The organism is Spiroplasma endosymbiont of Polydrusus pterygomalis (genome assembly GCF_964030635.1).
Lineage (GTDB): Bacteria > Bacillota_I > Bacilli_A > Mycoplasmatales > Mycoplasmataceae > Spiroplasma.
Window position 1 is genome coordinate 329,854 of sequence record NZ_OZ034909.1, and the last position, 16,768, is coordinate 346,621.

At 26.3% G+C, this 16,768-nt stretch carries 24 protein-coding genes and 2 pseudogenes; 20 read left to right on the top strand and 6 right to left on the bottom strand.

Going from position 1 to position 16,768, the window contains the following annotated elements; translation table 4 throughout:
* Window positions 1-57: 57 nt before the first annotated feature.
* From ACQH23_RS02065 to ACQH23_RS02075, 3 genes are all read right to left on the bottom strand, one after another.
* Window positions 58-204: a hypothetical protein gene (locus ACQH23_RS02065; protein ID WP_425378742.1), complete on the bottom strand. Its 147-nt coding sequence runs from the start codon at window positions 202-204 to the stop codon at window positions 58-60.
* A 154-nt stretch (window positions 205-358) separates the two neighbouring features.
* Window positions 359-751: a transposase family protein gene (locus ACQH23_RS02070; protein WP_425379286.1), complete on the bottom strand. Its 393-nt coding sequence runs from the start codon at window positions 749-751 to the stop codon at window positions 359-361.
* A gap of 57 nt (window positions 752-808) precedes the next feature.
* Window positions 809-1,492 carry a DDE-type integrase/transposase/recombinase gene (locus ACQH23_RS02075; protein WP_425378743.1) on the bottom strand — a complete coding sequence of 228 codons (684 nt, stop codon included), beginning with the start codon at window positions 1,490-1,492 and terminating at the stop codon, window positions 809-811.
* Here ACQH23_RS02075 and ACQH23_RS02080 point away from each other — a divergent pair.
* From ACQH23_RS02080 to ACQH23_RS02160, 17 genes and pseudogenes are all read left to right on the top strand, one after another.
* Window positions 1,484-1,708: a hypothetical protein gene (locus tag ACQH23_RS02080; RefSeq protein ID WP_425378744.1), complete on the top strand. Its 225-nt coding sequence runs from the start codon at window positions 1,484-1,486 to the stop codon at window positions 1,706-1,708. The genes ACQH23_RS02075 and ACQH23_RS02080 overlap by 9 nt on opposite strands.
* Window positions 1,709-1,926: 218 nt before the next feature.
* Window positions 1,927-2,193 (top strand): hypothetical protein, encoded by a 267-nt coding sequence (locus ACQH23_RS02085; RefSeq protein ID WP_425378745.1) that lies wholly within the window; start codon window positions 1,927-1,929, stop codon window positions 2,191-2,193.
* A gap of 4 nt (window positions 2,194-2,197) precedes the next feature.
* The gene (locus ACQH23_RS02090; protein WP_425379287.1) at window positions 2,198-2,671 is read left to right on the top strand and encodes an ATP phosphoribosyltransferase regulatory subunit; all 474 of its coding nucleotides are present in this window, start codon (window positions 2,198-2,200) and stop codon (window positions 2,669-2,671) included.
* Between the two features lie 20 nt (window positions 2,672-2,691).
* A pseudogene (locus ACQH23_RS02095) lies at window positions 2,692-2,790 on the top strand (hypothetical protein); the annotation flags it as partial.
* Between the two features lie 15 nt (window positions 2,791-2,805).
* Entirely contained in the window at window positions 2,806-3,138 is a 333-nt protein-coding gene (locus ACQH23_RS02100; protein ID WP_425378746.1) for a His/Gly/Thr/Pro-type tRNA ligase C-terminal domain-containing protein, read from the top strand.
* Between the two features lie 42 nt (window positions 3,139-3,180).
* Window positions 3,181-4,914 carry an aspartate--tRNA ligase gene (gene aspS, locus ACQH23_RS02105; protein WP_425378747.1) on the top strand — a complete coding sequence of 578 codons (1,734 nt, stop codon included), beginning with the start codon at window positions 3,181-3,183 and terminating at the stop codon, window positions 4,912-4,914.
* A 387-nt stretch (window positions 4,915-5,301) separates the two neighbouring features.
* A complete protein-coding gene (locus ACQH23_RS02110; protein WP_425377850.1) occupies window positions 5,302-5,565 on the top strand; it encodes a hypothetical protein in 264 nt (87 codons plus the stop codon).
* Between the two features lie 173 nt (window positions 5,566-5,738).
* A complete protein-coding gene (locus ACQH23_RS02115) occupies window positions 5,739-6,422 on the top strand; it encodes an IS3 family transposase (RefSeq protein ID WP_425378205.1) in 684 nt (227 codons plus the stop codon).
* A gap of 292 nt (window positions 6,423-6,714) precedes the next feature.
* A complete protein-coding gene (locus ACQH23_RS02120; RefSeq protein WP_425378748.1) occupies window positions 6,715-7,563 on the top strand; it encodes an IS3 family transposase in 849 nt (282 codons plus the stop codon).
* A gap of 120 nt (window positions 7,564-7,683) precedes the next feature.
* Window positions 7,684-7,938 (top strand): annotated as a pseudogene (gene rpsP, locus ACQH23_RS02125) (30S ribosomal protein S16); the annotation flags it as partial.
* Between the two features lie 382 nt (window positions 7,939-8,320).
* Window positions 8,321-8,512 (top strand): hypothetical protein, encoded by a 192-nt coding sequence (locus ACQH23_RS02130; protein WP_425378749.1) that lies wholly within the window; start codon window positions 8,321-8,323, stop codon window positions 8,510-8,512.
* Window positions 8,513-9,004 (top strand): ribosome maturation factor RimM, encoded by a 492-nt coding sequence (gene rimM / locus ACQH23_RS02135; protein ID WP_425378750.1) that lies wholly within the window; start codon window positions 8,513-8,515, stop codon window positions 9,002-9,004.
* Window position 9,005: 1 nt separating this feature from the next.
* Window positions 9,006-9,731 carry a tRNA (guanosine(37)-N1)-methyltransferase TrmD gene (gene trmD / locus ACQH23_RS02140; RefSeq protein ID WP_425378751.1) on the top strand — a complete coding sequence of 242 codons (726 nt, stop codon included), beginning with the start codon at window positions 9,006-9,008 and terminating at the stop codon, window positions 9,729-9,731.
* Window positions 9,732-9,762: 31 nt separating this feature from the next.
* The gene (gene rplS / locus ACQH23_RS02145) at window positions 9,763-10,119 is read left to right on the top strand and encodes a 50S ribosomal protein L19 (protein ID WP_425378752.1); all 357 of its coding nucleotides are present in this window, start codon (window positions 9,763-9,765) and stop codon (window positions 10,117-10,119) included.
* Window positions 10,120-10,213: 94 nt separating this feature from the next.
* A complete protein-coding gene (locus ACQH23_RS02150; protein ID WP_425378753.1) occupies window positions 10,214-10,393 on the top strand; it encodes a hypothetical protein in 180 nt (59 codons plus the stop codon).
* 204 nt (window positions 10,394-10,597) lie between these two features.
* Window positions 10,598-10,771: a hypothetical protein gene (locus ACQH23_RS02155; RefSeq protein ID WP_425378754.1), complete on the top strand. Its 174-nt coding sequence runs from the start codon at window positions 10,598-10,600 to the stop codon at window positions 10,769-10,771.
* 54 nt (window positions 10,772-10,825) lie between these two features.
* Entirely contained in the window at window positions 10,826-12,520 is a 1,695-nt protein-coding gene (locus ACQH23_RS02160; RefSeq protein WP_425378755.1) for an MSC_0882 family membrane protein, read from the top strand.
* Window positions 12,521-12,709: 189 nt separating this feature from the next.
* Here ACQH23_RS02160 and ACQH23_RS02165 read toward each other — a convergent pair whose 3' ends face one another.
* The 3 genes from ACQH23_RS02165 to ACQH23_RS02175 form a co-directional block, all read right to left on the bottom strand.
* The gene (locus ACQH23_RS02165; RefSeq protein ID WP_425378756.1) at window positions 12,710-12,835 is read right to left on the bottom strand and encodes a hypothetical protein; all 126 of its coding nucleotides are present in this window, start codon (window positions 12,833-12,835) and stop codon (window positions 12,710-12,712) included.
* Window positions 12,836-12,976: 141 nt separating this feature from the next.
* Window positions 12,977-13,159, bottom strand: a complete 183-nt coding sequence (locus ACQH23_RS02170; protein ID WP_338955504.1) for a hypothetical protein — start codon at window positions 13,157-13,159, stop codon at window positions 12,977-12,979.
* Between the two features lie 140 nt (window positions 13,160-13,299).
* On the bottom strand, window positions 13,300-14,250 hold the full coding sequence (locus ACQH23_RS02175) for an IS30 family transposase (RefSeq protein ID WP_425378757.1): 951 nt from the start codon (window positions 14,248-14,250) through the stop codon (window positions 13,300-13,302).
* A gap of 282 nt (window positions 14,251-14,532) precedes the next feature.
* Here ACQH23_RS02175 and ACQH23_RS02180 point away from each other — a divergent pair, with 282 nt between their 5' ends.
* The 3 genes from ACQH23_RS02180 (at window position 14,533) to rlmB (ending at window position 16,578) form a co-directional block, all read left to right on the top strand.
* Window positions 14,533-15,009: a hypothetical protein gene (locus tag ACQH23_RS02180; RefSeq protein WP_425378758.1), complete on the top strand. Its 477-nt coding sequence runs from the start codon at window positions 14,533-14,535 to the stop codon at window positions 15,007-15,009.
* An 84-nt stretch (window positions 15,010-15,093) separates the two neighbouring features.
* Window positions 15,094-15,234: a DNA methyltransferase gene (locus ACQH23_RS02185; protein ID WP_425378759.1), complete on the top strand. Its 141-nt coding sequence runs from the start codon at window positions 15,094-15,096 to the stop codon at window positions 15,232-15,234.
* Window positions 15,235-15,843: 609 nt separating this feature from the next.
* Window positions 15,844-16,578 (top strand): 23S rRNA (guanosine(2251)-2'-O)-methyltransferase RlmB, encoded by a 735-nt coding sequence (gene rlmB, locus ACQH23_RS02190; RefSeq protein WP_425378760.1) that lies wholly within the window; start codon window positions 15,844-15,846, stop codon window positions 16,576-16,578.
* Window positions 16,579-16,768 lie beyond the last annotated feature (190 nt).

The following is a 16,768-nucleotide window of genomic DNA, read 5'->3' on the forward strand; positions in this document are numbered from 1 at the left end:
CAATATGACAATTTGAAAACGAATTTGATGGAAGATTATTATTGTTCTTTAACTTTTTTAGATGTTAAAATATAATACCGTTGCTTGTTGGTTTGGTGTTAAACCTTTGTGTTGGTATTTTCATTTTCAGAGATTTAAATAATTTTGAATGTTAGTAAAACCTAAACCATGATAATAGACTTCTTGCGATACTATGATAATCATTGCAAATTAATTCATAAAGAAAAAATACAAATAGGAATTTAGACCTCTTATTAATTTAATTCTTATAGTCTTTATAAGCGATGCGTTATTTTGGCACAACAAAAAAAATGATTTTATTATTTAAAGTTAATTTTCATTCAACTTCTTGTCTTATTTATAATAACAATTGAAAATTATAGATTGAAGCAATTAAATTAAATCTTAAAGCAAATCTTTTTCTACGATTGCGATATTTTTCAGTAATAATTTTAAATTTTTTAAGGATAGCAAAAACATTTTCAATAACGATTCTCATTTGTGAAATTAGTTTATTATGCTGTTTTTGTTCGTTATTTAAAGGTTTTTGCTTTGTTTTTTTATGCGGAATCAAAACATTCCGATGCATTTTTTGCAAGCCTTGATAACCTGTATCAACTATTACTTTGCTAGCTTTTAAAAGCGGTATTTTTGCTTCTTTAAATAAACGAAAATCATCGGTTTTACCACAAGCAAAATTTGTTGCAATAATAGTTTTGCTTTCTTTTTCGATGATTATTTGTGTTTTGATAGTATGCTTTTTCTTTTTTTAGACTGCACCCTGTTTAGTAAGTGTTAATAAAAAGGTTTACAAACTTTTATTTATTATATCTTTTTCTTTTTGGTTTGAATATCATTTATTTCATTTTTTAACATCATTAATATATTCATTATGAGATTTATAATTTTTATTATGGATTGTTCCTTTTTTAAGTAATGAATGAAAACTTTCAATAATAATGTTGTCTGCACAATGATAATTTTTACCCATTGAAATTATAATTTTGTTATCTAAACATTTACTATTATAATCTTTAGATGTATATTGATATCCGTGATCTGAATGAATTATTGTTTTATTTAGATCTTTTTTTATTTTTTTAATTTTATTAATTGCAGCATTTAAATTATCAATTACAAGTTTGTTATTATTAAATTTTGATCATTTTACATCAATAATTTCTTTAGTATATCCATCAAGTATTGTTGATTGATAATGTTTTTTACCATTTCAAATTAAATAAGTTACATCAGTAAATAAAATTGAAAATCTTTCTTTAATATCATTAAAATTACGATTTACTAAATCAGGATATTTAATTATATTTTTATTTCTATTTTGTTTTATTAATATTTTTCTACGCATACGCTTTACATATTCAGATTGAATATTATTTTCTTTCATAATTCGTAATACTTTCTTAGCATTATAAACAATGCCATAATCTTCTTTTAAATATTTGGTAATTCGACGATAACCAAATTGTTTCAAATTTTCTTTACTTACTTTTTTGGGTGCAGTCTAATTAAAGCATTTGATGAAACATTATATTTAAAATATAACAATCAAATATATAATTTATTAGAATACATTCCGGTTCCTATTAAAAATATTGAAAACAAAGTTCCCAAATCTAAAGCACATAAACCAAAACCAAATCATCCTTGAAATAATCAATATACATTACAAACATTATCAATTAAATAATTTTGCGAAATTTTTGCTAGATATTGACATAATTTAACAGAGAAATAGTGGCTGGTAGAAACTATTATAATTTTTAAAGTGTTTTGACAATATTATGATAAAATTTAATAGATTTTTACAATAAAGTGCATTAACTAAAAGATAATGAAATAGGATGGCAACGCGATTTTTCGTTCCTAAGCATTCTTTTAATTTTTTATTTAGAAGGGAAATTAGTTATGAATATTCAAAAACCACGTGGAACCGAAGACATCTATTATGAAAAATCAAGGGAATTAAGTGCCTTAGAATTAATGTTGCGTAGTCTTGCGATGCAATATATTTATCATGAAATTAGAACGCCAATTTTTGAAGCGAAAGATTTATTTGTTCGGTCGGTCGGAGCTGAAACAGATATTGTTAGTAAAGAAATGTTTGAGTTATTAGACAAAAAAAGAACGAGAATTTGTTTTACGACCAGAAGGAACAGTCCCCGTAATTCGTAGTATTATTGAAGATAAATTATATGGGAAATATGAATTACCATTAAAATTATTTTATATTGGCAATATGTTTCGTTATGAACGACCACAACATGGCCGTTTACGTCAATTTAATCAGTTTGGTGTTGAAGTTGTTGGGGCAAAGAACTATTTATTAGATGTTGAAGTGATTTTACTTGGGTATACACTTTTAAAAACAATTGGATTAAATTATTTAACCTTAAAATTAAATTATTTAACCGTTGGTGCTGCGCGAACAAAGTATCTTGCTGTTTTAACAGCTTTCTTCCAACAACAAGAATTATGTGCTGATTGTCAAATTTGTGTTAAAAAGAATCCTTTACGTGTCTTGGATTGTAAGATTGACCAAAATAAATTTGATATAGCGCCTAAAATTTATGATTATTTAACAGAAGAAGAAAATAATGAATTTAAAGCCTTACAAAGTCTTTTAACAAAATTAGAAGTCCCTTTGTTTTAGATTATAAACTAGTTCGCGAATTAGATTATTATACAGGGGTTGTTTTTGAAATTGTTATTGATAAACAAGAACGAGAACTAACCTTATTAGGCGGGGGGAAATATGATCAATTGGTTCATACCTTTGAACCAAATTTGGATTATCCCGCTGTTGGGTTTGCCTTGGGTTTAGAACGATTATTGTTAACATTATCAGAACAGAACATTACTTTGGCTGATGAACCGTATCTTGATGCTTATTTAATTTGTTTATCAGATCATGCGTGTCATTTCGAAGTTTTTCTTTTATTAATGTTACGTGCTAGTGGTTTACGTGTGTATTGCGATTATTTAGCACGCAATGTTAAAGCACAGTTTAAATCTTTAGAACGGTTAAAAGCGAAGCATACAATTATTATTGGTGATGAAGAATTGAAAAAAATGTTATTAAAATTAAAAATAAAAAAATGGCAAAGAACAAGAAGTTAAATTTGAAAAAATTATTGTCTTTTTAAATAAGGAGGAGAAATAATGAAAAGAACACATACCTGCGGAGAATTAACATTACAAGATGTTAAAAAGAAAGTAGTTTTAAATGGTTGAGTAGCGAAGAATCGGCGCTTAGGTGGTATTATTTTCTTGGATTTACGTGATCGTGAGGGGATTACCCAAATTGTTGTCCAACCAGAGCACCAACAATATGAAATTATTAATACCATTCGTAATGAATTTGTTATTAGCGTGGAAGGGGTTGTTATTGAACGTAAAAGTAAAAACCCTGAATTAGCAACGGGAGAAATTGAAATCGTTGCGAATAAGATTACCATTTTATCAAAAACACAAACCCCACCATTAATTATTAATGATGTTACTGATGCTTTAGAAGATGTTCGTATGAAGTATCGTTACTTAGATTTACGCCGACCAATAATGCAACAAAAAATTATGCTACGTAATCAATTAATTCAAACCATTCGCCAATTTTTACAAGCCCATAAATTTATTGATATTGAAACACCAATCTTAAATAAATCAACGCCAGAAGGGGCTCGTGATTTTTTAGTACCATCAAGATTAAATCAACATAATTTTTATGCTTTACCGCAATCACCGCAATTATTTAAACAATTATTAATGTTAGCTGGCTTTGACCAATATTTTCAAATTGCCAAATGTTTTCGTGATGAAGATTTACGAAGTGATCGTCAACCAGAGTTTACCCAATTAGACTTAGAAATGAGTTTTGTTGAACGAGACGATATTATTAAGTTAGTAGAAACATTATTTAAAACAATTATGCATGATGTAATGCAAGTTAATATTAAAACGCCATTTATCCAAATGGATTATGATGTTGCAATTGAAACATACGGAACTGATAAACCCGATACTCGTTATGATTTAAAATTATTTGAGGCTAGTGCCATTTTTAATAAAACTACTTTTACAATCTTTGCCACTGCTTTAAAAGAAGGAATGAGTTTAAAAGGAATTTTTATTCCCCAGCTAGTAACAAAAAAACAAATTGAGGAATTAACTCGCATTGCCCAACAAAATAAATCAAAAGGATTAGCATGAGTTAAACAAGAAAATAGTAATTGAGACGGGCCCTTGGCGAAAGTTCTTAATACGGCAGAAAAAACAAAGTTATTACAGGAAAGTAACAACCAAGCAGGGACATTCTTTTTTGTCAGTGATGAAAAAACCATTACTTGTCAAGCTTTAGGCGCAGTTCGGGTTGCCTTAGCGAAAATGTTTGATTTAATTCCACCTAATCAATATCATTTCTTATGAATTATTAATTGGCCATTATACGAATGATCAGATGAAACACAACGTTATGAAGCAGCGCATCATCCTTTTACAACCCCAACCGCAGTCTTTTTAGATAACTTTGATCAACAACTAGCCACTGCACGAGCTGATGCTTATGATCTTGTTTTAAATGGTTATGAAATTGGCGGGGGTAGCATTCGAATTCATCAAAGTGAAATCCAAGAACGCATGTTTAAATCTTTTCAATTATCAAAAGCTGAAATTGAAAGTAAGTTTGGTTGATTCTTAAATGCTTTTAATTATGGTGTTCCACCACATGGGGGAATTGCCTTTGGCATTGACCGCTTAGCAATGATTTTAACAAATAGTGAGTCAATTCGAGATGTAATTGCTTTTCCCAAGAATGCCGCGGGAACTGACCCAATGACATCTTCACCAAGTCCAGTTGATGCAAAACAACTGGATGAATTAGGTATTAAATTAAAATAATAAAACCCAGATTATGCAGTTTCTCGTTACCCGCTAAGATTTTTAGTAAAATAGGGGATGGGGGAGTTCTGGCTAACCGGGTTTTAAAATTAGCACGGATAAATTGTCAATATATAGCAAAAATTTCGCAAAATTATTTAATTGATAATGTTTGTAATGTATATTGATTATTTCAAGGATGATTTGGTTTTGGTTTATGTGCTTTAGATTTGGGAACTTTGTTTTCAATATTTTTAATAGGAACCGGAATGTATTCTAATAAATTATATATTTGATTGTTATATTTTAAATATAATGTTTCATCAAATGCTTTAATTAGACTGCACCCAAAAAAGTAAGTAAAGAAAAAAAGTCTTTGCTAAACTTTTAAAGGAGGTGCATTTTTATATGGCAAGAAAAGGACAAAAATTTAATAAATATACAGCAGATTTTCGAAAAAGGATAGGACAAGAGGTTAAAAATAATAGTATAAGTTTTATTGCAAAAAAATATGCAATTAATAAAAAAACTGTTGCTTCATGGTATGAAAATTTTAAGAAAGGAATTTTAAACACCAATAAAGGTCCAAAAGAATCATTTAAAAAAAGAGATTTAAACTATTACAAAGTTAGGTATGAATTACTAAAAAAGCTTCATGACTTTTACAATTAAATAAAAGAAAAATTGTATTTTTTATCAAAGAAAACATTAATAAATATCCACTAAATTTATTACTTGATGTAACAAATTTAAAGCGTAGTTATTGAGATAAATATAAAAATTATTCAAGTAATGGTAAGGATAGCGAATCATTAAAGAATATTGTAAAAGTCTATGAAGAAAATTTGAAACAATTTGGTTATCGTCGAATTACCAAATATTTAAAAGAAGATTATGGCATTGTTTATAATGCTAAGAAAGTATTACGAATTATGAAAGAAAATAATATTCAAGCTGAATATGTAAAGCGTATGCGTAGAAAAATATTAATAAAACAAAATAGAAATAAAAATATAATTAAATATCCTGATTTAGTAAATCGTAATTTTAATGATATTAAAGAAAGATTTTCAATTTTATTTACTGATGTAACTTATTTAATTTGAAATGGTAAAAAACATTATCAATCAACAATAATTGATGGATATACTAAAGAAATTATTGATGTAAAATGATCAAAATTTAATAATAACAAACTTGTAATTGATAATTTAAATGCTGCAATTAATAAAATTAAAAAAATAAAAAAAGAGCTAAATAAAACAATAATTCATTCAGATCACGGATATCAATATACATCTAAAGATTATAATAGTAAATGTTTAGATAACAAAATTATAATTTCAATGGGTAAAAATTATCATTGTGCAGACAACATTATTATTGAAAGTTTTCATTCATTACTTAAAAAAGGAACAATCCATAATAAAAATTATAAATCTCATAATGAATATATTAATGATGTTAAAAAATGAAATAAATGATATTCAAACCAAAAAGAAAAAGATATAATAAATAAAAGTTTGTAAACCTTTTTATTAACACTTACTAAACAGGGTGCAGTCTAATATTAGTTTAGCAACTATTTCAAATTGAGTAAATCAATTTCAACAAAATAAATAAATTCTAAAAGAACGAAAAAAGCGAAAAGATTTTGAATTAAATAAGTTTAAAAAACCCTTAGAACGTGAAAACTATTTATTAAAAAAAGAAAATGAAAGAATAAAAGCTGAGAATGAGGTTTTAAAAAAGCTTGAAGCTCTTCCAAAGATAAAAACAAAAACAAACATTAGAAAACAAATTGCTTTTATTAAATCAGAATTGCAAGTTTCAAAAATTACTTTATCATGATATTTAAAAGAATTAATAATTTCATATGATACTTGAAATAAATATTCAAAAAATTGTGATGAATATCAACCAAATATTGATTATTCAATATATGAAATAATTAAAGCAATTCATAGAGAAAATAGTATTAAAGGACACAGACAAATTAAATTATCTTTGGAAGAGCAAAAAATTAATGTGTCGAATTCAACAGTTTATCGTTATATGAAATTAGCTAATAGAATTTCTAGTGTAAGAATTAAAACAAGAAAAAAAATTAATCATTTCTTAAAAATAACAAATGAACATATTCGACATAAATATCTATTAAAACGTAATTTTAAAGCTGAAAAAACTAATCAAAAGTGATCAATTGATATTACGTATGTTAAAACAATCACAGAATGATTATATTTATTTGCAATCAAGGTTTTATTTAGTAATTTAATAGTAAATTATTCTTTAACAACAACTCCAACAGTAAATTGAGTAAATAATTGTATCAAAGAAGCAATTATTAAAAGAAAAATAATCAAAGGTGAATTAACTATTAATTCTGATCAAGGTATTCATTTCACTTCAAAAGCTTATGAAAAATTATTAAAAAAACACGGTATAAATATAAGTATGTCAAGAAGAGGCAATTGTTTAGATAATTCACCGATTGAAAATTTATTTTCAATTCTTAAAACCGAGAACTCAGAATTATCACACTGTAAAAATATTTTAGAAGTAAAAAATATTGTAGATAATTATATAATTCATTATAATGAAAAAATAAAAATTTTAAATTTAAAAATGCCACCACTTCAATATGAAATGAAAGCATTTTTTAATTAAAATTCTCAGTTATCTAAAACTGTGCATGCAGTCTTCTTGACTCTTTTTTAATTTAGGGTACTATATAAAAGATGTTAAGTTTTATTGTTTAACATGAACGCAGAATTAGAAAGGAAATTATTAATGGTAAAATTACGTTTAAAAAGAATAGGTAAAAAGAAAGCAGCGTTCTATCGAATTGTTGCAACAGATGCTCGTGTGAAACGTGATGGCGAATATATTGAATTAATTGGAACATATAATCCAATCAATGGTGATGTTAAAATTGATCAAGACCTTGCTTATAAATGATTATCAACAGGGGCAAAACCCACTGATACTGTTCGTAATTTGTTGAGCAAAGAAGGCTTAATGACTAAATTGCATAATGAAAAACATGTGGCAAAGACAGCAAAGAGTACGAAAACAAAAGCGACAGATAGTACGAAAGTAGAAAATACTAAAACTAAAGCAACAGAAGGTGCAAAAGCAAAGAGTACCAAAGCAGATGCAACAGAAGGTACCAAAGCTAAAACAACAAAGCCTGCAAAGAAATAGTTGTAATTAAGAATGTGGTGTTAATTAATGTATATTACCGAACTTAAGCATTTAATAGACTTCTTGCGATACATGATTATTTATGCTTAAAAAGAAATTAAAATTTTTAAAAATGCTTATTTTAAAGTTTAATTTATTTTTTTTAATTTGTAATTTTTTTATTTTTGTTAGTATCTCAAAAAGCCTAATTAATCCGTTAATTTGTCAGGATAATAACGAATTGTATTATGAAATTCGTCAGATGCCAATGACAAAGATGGGAGAAATTAATTTGTTAGTAATGTGCAGCGAAGAAGTTTTTGGGTATGTTGTTGGAAAAGTCGGTTTAATTGCTAATAGTTTACGAACTTTATTAAATATTAGAGCACAATTAGATCAAAATAAAGTTAATATTAAATTTGAGGTTTTATAGATGGAAGTTTTATTAAAAATTTTTAAGATTAAAAAACCCCATGGCATTAAAGGCGAAGTTAAGGCTACTTTATTAGTAAACATTAAAAATATCGATAAATTACTTAATAAATTAATGTTTATTCAATTACAGATGGTTTATAAGCCAGTAACATTAAGCAAAATTACTGCTTTTAAGCAAGATTATATTCTAAAGTTTAAAGAATTTACTAATATTAATGAAGTATTATCTTTTAAAGAATGTTGTTTGTTTGCTCAAAAAGCAGACTTAGTTTATACCGAAGTTGTTAGTCAAGAAAATTTAATTAATTTTGCTGTATTTTATAATCAACATCAAATTGGTATTTTAGTAAATAAATTTGCAACAAAAGCCCATCTTGTTTTTGAAATTAAAAAGACTGATGAAACATTAATGATGATTCCAAATGTTGAAGAGTATATTGAACAAATCGATCTTCAACACCAAAAAATTATTTTGAAAAATGTGATTTAAGATGAAAAAATTTACCGTATTAACTTTATTTCCAGAAATGTTTAATAATTTTATGACAACATCAATTATTAAAAAAGCTCTTCGGGAAAAACTAATTGCAATGAAAATTTTTGATATTCGTGATTATAGTATTGGCAAACATCATCAGGTTGATGATTATCAATATGGTGGTGGTGAAGGAATGGTTTTAATGATTGAACCATTAGTTGCCGCGATTAAAGCGCATCAAACCAAAAACAGTATTACAATTTTATTATCACCACAAGGCAAACAATATGATCAACAACAAGCACAATATTTTGCCACAGCGGATAATGATTTAATTTTAATTTGTGGGCATTATGAAGGTTTTGATGAAAGAATTTTATATTATATTGACTATGAATTATCAATTGGTGATTATATCTTAACTGGTGGTGAATTAGCTAGTATGATTGTGATTGATAGTATTACGCGTTTATGCGAGAATGTAATTAATATGCAATCACATCTGAATGATTCTTTCACTAATAATTTATTAGATTATCCTGTTTATACAAAACCAGTTGCATATGATGGTCATTCTGTTCCAGAAGTTTTATTAAGTGGGCATCATCAGAAGATTGTCCAATGGCGTGAATATGAAGCATTAAAAAAAACTTGATTAAAACGCCCCGATCTTTTACAAAAAAAAACATTAACTACAGAACAACAAATATTATTAGCAAAAATTAAAAAAGAGAAATAGGTTTAATTACCGTAGAAAGGAAAAAACAATTATGAATATGCGTTTAACAGACGAAATTACAAAAGATCAACTTCGTAGTGATTTACCAGAATTTTCTTCAGGAGATACAATTAAAGTTCATTTTAAAATTCAAGAAGGAAATAAGTTTAGAATTCAGGTTTTCGAAGGAGTAGTAATTAAATTACAAGGTAGTGGAATTACTAAATCAGTTACAATTCGTAAAATTAGTAATGGTGCTGGTGTTGAAAGAAACTTCCCCTTGCATTCACCATTAATCGATAAGATTGAAATTGTAAAATATGGTCGTGTTCGTCGTGCTAGAATTTACTATATGCGTAATCGTGTTGGTAAAAACGCACGGATTAAAGAAATTATTAAAACAAAATAAATTTAAAAGACTGTAAAGTCTTTTAAATTTGTGTAAATTATAAACCAAATGCAACACTTTATGGATTGGCAACCCTTTTTAGGACACTTTTTATATGGACTGTTGTTTTCTAAATTCAACAGGTGATCAATTTTTAGAATTTTATGAAAAAGTTAAAAAAGAAGCAGAATTAATCAAAAAACAAAAACGCTTAAATGAAATTGATCATCTGTTAAACTATTTATTAATTCTGCAAGTATTTTTTCCATCAATTATTTACCTCTCTTTATATTAAAAATATACCTAATTTTAGGTATATTTTTAATATAAAGATTTTTCTACAAAATTAAAAAAAATTAAAGTAAAATTTTAAAAAGTATAGTATAATACTCATAGATAGTGTGGTGTTTATATGAAGAGCTTCTTGACGACGACTATAAAAATCTTAGATTTGGAAATATCAGTAATCGGGTTAATTGATTTTTTTCTAGGGTTTGCAGTGCTATTATTATTTGTTTATTTTATTGTTACTTTTTCTTTATTTCGAAGTAAAAAAAGTAGTAATAATTGAACAAATATTATAAAACTAAAACAAGAAACTATTTTTAAAGAAAACATTGATTATTTTGAACAAGAAATTATGCTAGCTAAAAAAATGAGTGATAAAAACTAGCACTTTCTTTTTTTCATACAATGTTATTTACATTTAGGGCAGGTGAAACAAAGAATGGGTTTTTTCAATACGGTTAAATCTTTTATGGTAAAAGATAAACAACATGAGAAACCACCAATGCAATCAGAGCAACGTTTTGGTGATAATTTTAATGTTGAATTAAATCAACATAATAATTCTGGCTTTACAGAAAACCGCCCACATCCGCATAATATGCTTCCAAATCAATATTTTCGTCCAAATGAAGCATATAAACAAAACCAATTAAATAACATGGAAATGTTATATCAAAATAATAATACAATTCATCCGTGCCGGATGAATTTAAGTAGTCAATATAATTATTATGCTAATAATAATGAGCGACAATATCCACCAGAATACCAGGATATTATGCATACAACCTCACCTCAAATGCGATCAGAGTATGTTGAACCATATTATAATCATGATGCTGCACAAAATCATCCACAACCACTGCCAATGCAGCAACAGATTTTGTCACGATGAATTCAACAATATCCGCCAAGTGCTAATTATGATCAATATTGGGCCGGGCCACAAAAATCAGGGCGTTATGATAATCCGGAATTTGTTGGATATCAAAATGATCATGAAGGGTATGAAAATGATGATAATTATTCACATCAATATCCTTATCAAGCTCGTGTTACACCGGCATATAATCAAATGCCTGTGAATGACCAATTTAATCGTTCGGAAGTAGGGTATGATTCGAAAGGATATTATCGTGGAGCAAATGCCGGCCAATATTTGGATGATAATCAAATGATGAGAAATGGGGTGCTAGCGCCAATGTCATTTTATCAAAAGAATCATTTTGCCCCCTCAACACAATTTGAAGCACCGGCGTTAACAAATAATGTTGAAAATAAACGTTATGCTTATCAACCACAATTATCCGAGAAACAACGCCGCCGTTGTTTTAGTAAAGATTATGCTAATCGATTAATTCCGTTGGAAATTGCGCGGGAAATTCGTTCGGAAAAAGTGCGCACTTTAATTATGATTATTGTTGGTTTCTTTGGCACAATGACAACAAATTTATTTATTGCTTTATATTTTATTTCACATCAGCAAGAGTTAGAAGCAATTATGGGAATTAAAGCCAGATATATTCCCCATCCTTTTTTAACAATTACTTTTTTATTAATATCTTTAGGCTTATTGTTTGCTGGTATTTTTGATTTATCACGCGTTCGGATTGAAACAAATAGTTATCTTTCAAATTTAATGCGGGGTAACCACACGATTCCTCATTTCTTAATTGATAATTATAAAAAGATGACCGTTCGTAGCATTATTTTAAGTTGATTGGTTTTTCCAACTTATTTCTTTGGCGGTATTATTTTAGGAATTTTATATGGTTTCCAACAACATTCCGGGGAAGAATTCCGCTTTGGTTTCTGGAGTTGAGGCATTGTTGATGATTTAACAACCGCCATTACCATTACCATTATTATTTTAATTGTAACGTTAGGGGTTCATATTGCGAATATTGTTTTAACGAAAAAAAGAAAGGCAAATATTATTGGCTATTATGGTTATGAAATTGTTCGTCCCGAAGAATTAGCAGCGTTAAAGAAAAAAACAAACCGGATTTGTTTAGTTGTCTTTATTATTTTCCTAATTATTTTAACCCTAGTAATTTCAATTCCATGATTAATTGCTCGTCGTCGTAAACGAAGTGGGCAGCCTTTCCTTGACCGTTGATTTAATCGTAATTAAAGAATTGTTGTTGAAACAAGACTGCACCCTGTTTAGTAAGTGTTAATAAAAAATATTTACTATTTTTCTTTAATTTTGTCGAAAAATCTCTTTAATTTTGTCGAAAACTCTTGATAAAATAAAAAAAATCATCAATATGACAATTTGAAAACGAATTTGATGGAAGATTATTATTGTTCTTTAACTTTTTTAGATGTTAAAATATAATACCGTTGCTTGTTGGTTTGGTGTTAAACCTTTGTGTTGGTATTTTCATTTTCAGAGATTTAAATAATTTTGAATGTTAGTAAAACCTAAACCACGATAATGAACCAAGGCTTCTTTAAGGCTTGCTTGTAATTTACTAATTTTATTTAACTTTCGATAACTGGCATCAGGATTTGTCCTATTTTTAGTGACATATAAAGTAAAACTTTTGTAGACTGCACCCTGTTTAGTAAGTATTAATAAAAAGGTTTACAAACTTTCATTTATTATATATTTTTCTTTTTGGTTTGAATATCATTTATTTCATTTTTTAACATCATTAATATATTCATTATGAGATTTATAATTTTTATTATGGATTGTTCCTTTTTTAAGTAATGAATGAAAACTTTCAATAATAATGTTGTCTGCACAATGATAATTTTTACCCATTGAAATTATAATTTTGTTATCTAAACATTTACTATTATAATCTTTAGATGTATATTGATATCCGTGATCTGAATGAATTATTGTTTTATTTAGATCTTTTTTTATTTTTTTAATTTGCCAAATTGTAAAGTTAAGTGCAACTAAATTATTTTTCTAACCAAATATTCGATTGGCGAAAGATAATTTAGTATTTTTCTTGGTCTTTGGTTTAAAGACAATATAAATTTATGAACTGCATTTTTAGTAGTATTTGAAAAATTAAATTTTTTAGGAAATTTTTCTCTAATTAAACCATTAGTATTTTCATTAGTACCTCTTTGTCAGGGTGAATATGCATTAGCAAAATAAATTTTCACATTTAAATTTTTTTCAAGTTGTTGTCAATTAGCAAATTCTTTACCACGATCAAATGTTATAGTCTTAACAAGATTATTTGGAAGAATTGATAAATAATGGCTAATATTTTCGTTAATAACTTTAGTAGTTCTATTTTCAACTAATATTGCTAAAGTAAATCTTGATGTTCTTTCAACTAAAGTTATTAAACATGATTTACTTTTACCTCGTGATGATACTACGGTATCACCTTCTCAATGACCAAGAGTTACGCGATTATTAACATTAGCATTTCGTTCTTTAATTGATTTACCATTAAATTTACCCTGATTTTCTTGATATTTTCGTTTCTTACCTTTTCTTCTTAAATTTTTATTAGTAACTTTTTCAAGTAATCAAGAATAAATTCAATTGTAAATTGTTTTAAAACTAATAATTCATTCTTTATGAAAATTTTTAATTCTGCCATAAAATTGTTCGGGTGATCAACCTAATAATAATTTTTGTTGTACATATTTTACTAATTCTCTATTTTTAAACTTATGAAAATAAATATGTGATTGTTTTCTATTTTCTGCTTTATTTTGTGCAATTAATGAAAAATAATGATTATTATCTTTATTTCTATTAACTTCTCGAATAATAGTACTAATACTTCGATTAAGATTTTTAGCTATTTCACTAATTTTTATTTTAAACTTCAATTGATTCTCAATATAAATTCTTTCATCTATGCCAAGATGTTTATATCCCATATAAAAACTCCTTGCTTTATTTTTTCTAAAATAAACTTAGCATCATAAAATTTTTATATGAGATTTTTTGCAATTTTATTTACTTGCACTTACAAGTATAATTCAGCATTTTATTAATTGCAGCATTTAAATTATCAATTACAAGTTTGTTATTATTGCCAAATTGTAAAGTTAAGTGCAACTAAATTATTTTTCTAACCAAATATTCGATTGGCGAAAGATAATTTAGTTGCACTTAACTTTACAATTTGGCAGTTAAATAAAAAATAGGATGATAATTTAATGAAAGAATTTAAGACTAATTTAGGTAAGTTAATAAATAATGATGCTTTATCTTTTATCAAAACATTAGAAAATGATAGCGTTGATTTAATATTAACTGATCCACCTTATTTATATGATTTACCAACAAGGAAAAAAGAACAAATAAATTCCAGCGAAATATCAAAAAGTATAAATAAATATATTAACGCTATCTATGATAATAATTTACATAATTCATTTGATATAAATACTTATTTAGATGAATTTTATCGAATTTCAAAAAATAAATTTATGTTAATTTGAATGAATAGAAGACAAATTAAAGCTTACTTAGATTGAGTTTATAAAAATAATATGAATTTTGATTTTTATTTTTGAGAAAAAACAAATCCAATGCCAACTAATAATTTTATTTTTCAAGATAAAGAATATTGCATGATTATTTATTCTAAAAAATATCCAATACCAAACTATATAAAAAAAATATGAAAATAAAAAAACAATATTTAAAAACCCAATAGGTTCATCTTATAAAAAACAGAACACCCAACAGAAAAAACATTAAATATATTTGGCGATTTGATTAAAAAACATAGCAAAGAAAATGATATAATTTTAGATCCTTTTATGGGAAGTGGTGCAACCGCATATGCTTGTGAACAATTAAATCGAAAATGACTAGGTTGTGAAATAAATAATAATTACTTTGCAATTATATAAAAACGATTAAATAAAATAGAACTTAAATTAAATTTTTAAAAAATGAATAACTTTACAATTTGGCATATATTAAAAATAAATTTTGGCACATTTAAAATATGCAAAATAGTAAAAATTGGAACACCGAAAAATACTATTAAGTTTTCAAAGATCGTATATTAAATATTAATTTTTTAATAAATAATTAAGTGTGCCAATAGAGATTAATATAAATGGAACAGAGAAAAGACAACACCTTAAATTAGGAGAAAAAACAGGTACATTTTTTATAAAGACTTTTAAGAAATTTAATAAATGTTCAAACAACTTAAAGAGGACATCAAAAAGTTGCTATAAAGTTTTTTATTATATAAATAAGATGCTGTCTTTTCTCTGTTTCAATTAAATTAATCTATAATTGTGGTTTTATAAATAAATAAACCATTTTAGTAGATGGTTTATTTATTCTTATTCAATTTCTGAGTTTTTTCAAAACCCTTCTTTTTTTATGCGACCTATTTTTTTATTTTATCAAGAGTTTTCGACAAAATTAAATAATTAAATTATAATACTTATAACAGAATTTATTAATATTAGTTATGGGTAATAAAACACGAAAAGGAAGAAAGCATGCAAAAATATATATACATTTATGGAATTAATCCTGTTGTGGAATCGTTATTAAATCCGACAATGAAACTTAATAAACTATATTTATTGTCAACCGGAAAGCATAATGACTATTATTTGAAATTAGCCCAAGAGCACCACCTTGAGGTTGTTTTTTGTTCAACAGATAAAATGACAACTCTGGTTGAAACAAACAAACACCAAAATTTAGTATTAGAAATTTGCAAACCAGAAAATTATTCTTTGACAACACTGACTAAAAAAGCATTACAAAGCAAACATCCTTTTTTATTAGTACTTGATCAAATTTCTGATCCGCATAATTTTGGAGCAATTTTACGGACTTGTGATTTGTTTAATGTTGATGGTGTTATTATTTTAGATAAACGACAAGTTGATATTAATGCTACGGTTGCAAAAACTTCTGCCGGAGCTTTTAATTATGTTCCGGTTTGTCGGATAAATAATTTAACTAATGCAATTGAATCTTTAAAAAAACAAGGTTTTTGAATTTATGCGACAAGTTTAACAACAAAAGTCCAAAAAATAGGGGAATTAAAATATGATACACCAGTTTGTTTAATTGTTGGAAATGAAGGAACCGGTATTAGTTCAAAATTATTAAAACATTCTGATTTTAATATTTATATTCCAACGACAGGTCATCTTGATTCTTTAAATGTATCGGTTGCAACGGCTATTTTAATTTATCAAATTAAAATGTTGCAACAATAAATATTAATTTAGAAAGGATTTGAGTATTGCAATTATGAATGAATATGAATTACTCTATTTATTCCAAGAAGGTCATAATAACAAAGCATTATTTAGTTTACCTGAATTGTAAATATATTTGAAACACTTTATCTTTAATTTTGCTTTAATTTTGTCGAAAACTCTTGATATTTTAATAAAACCTTGATTT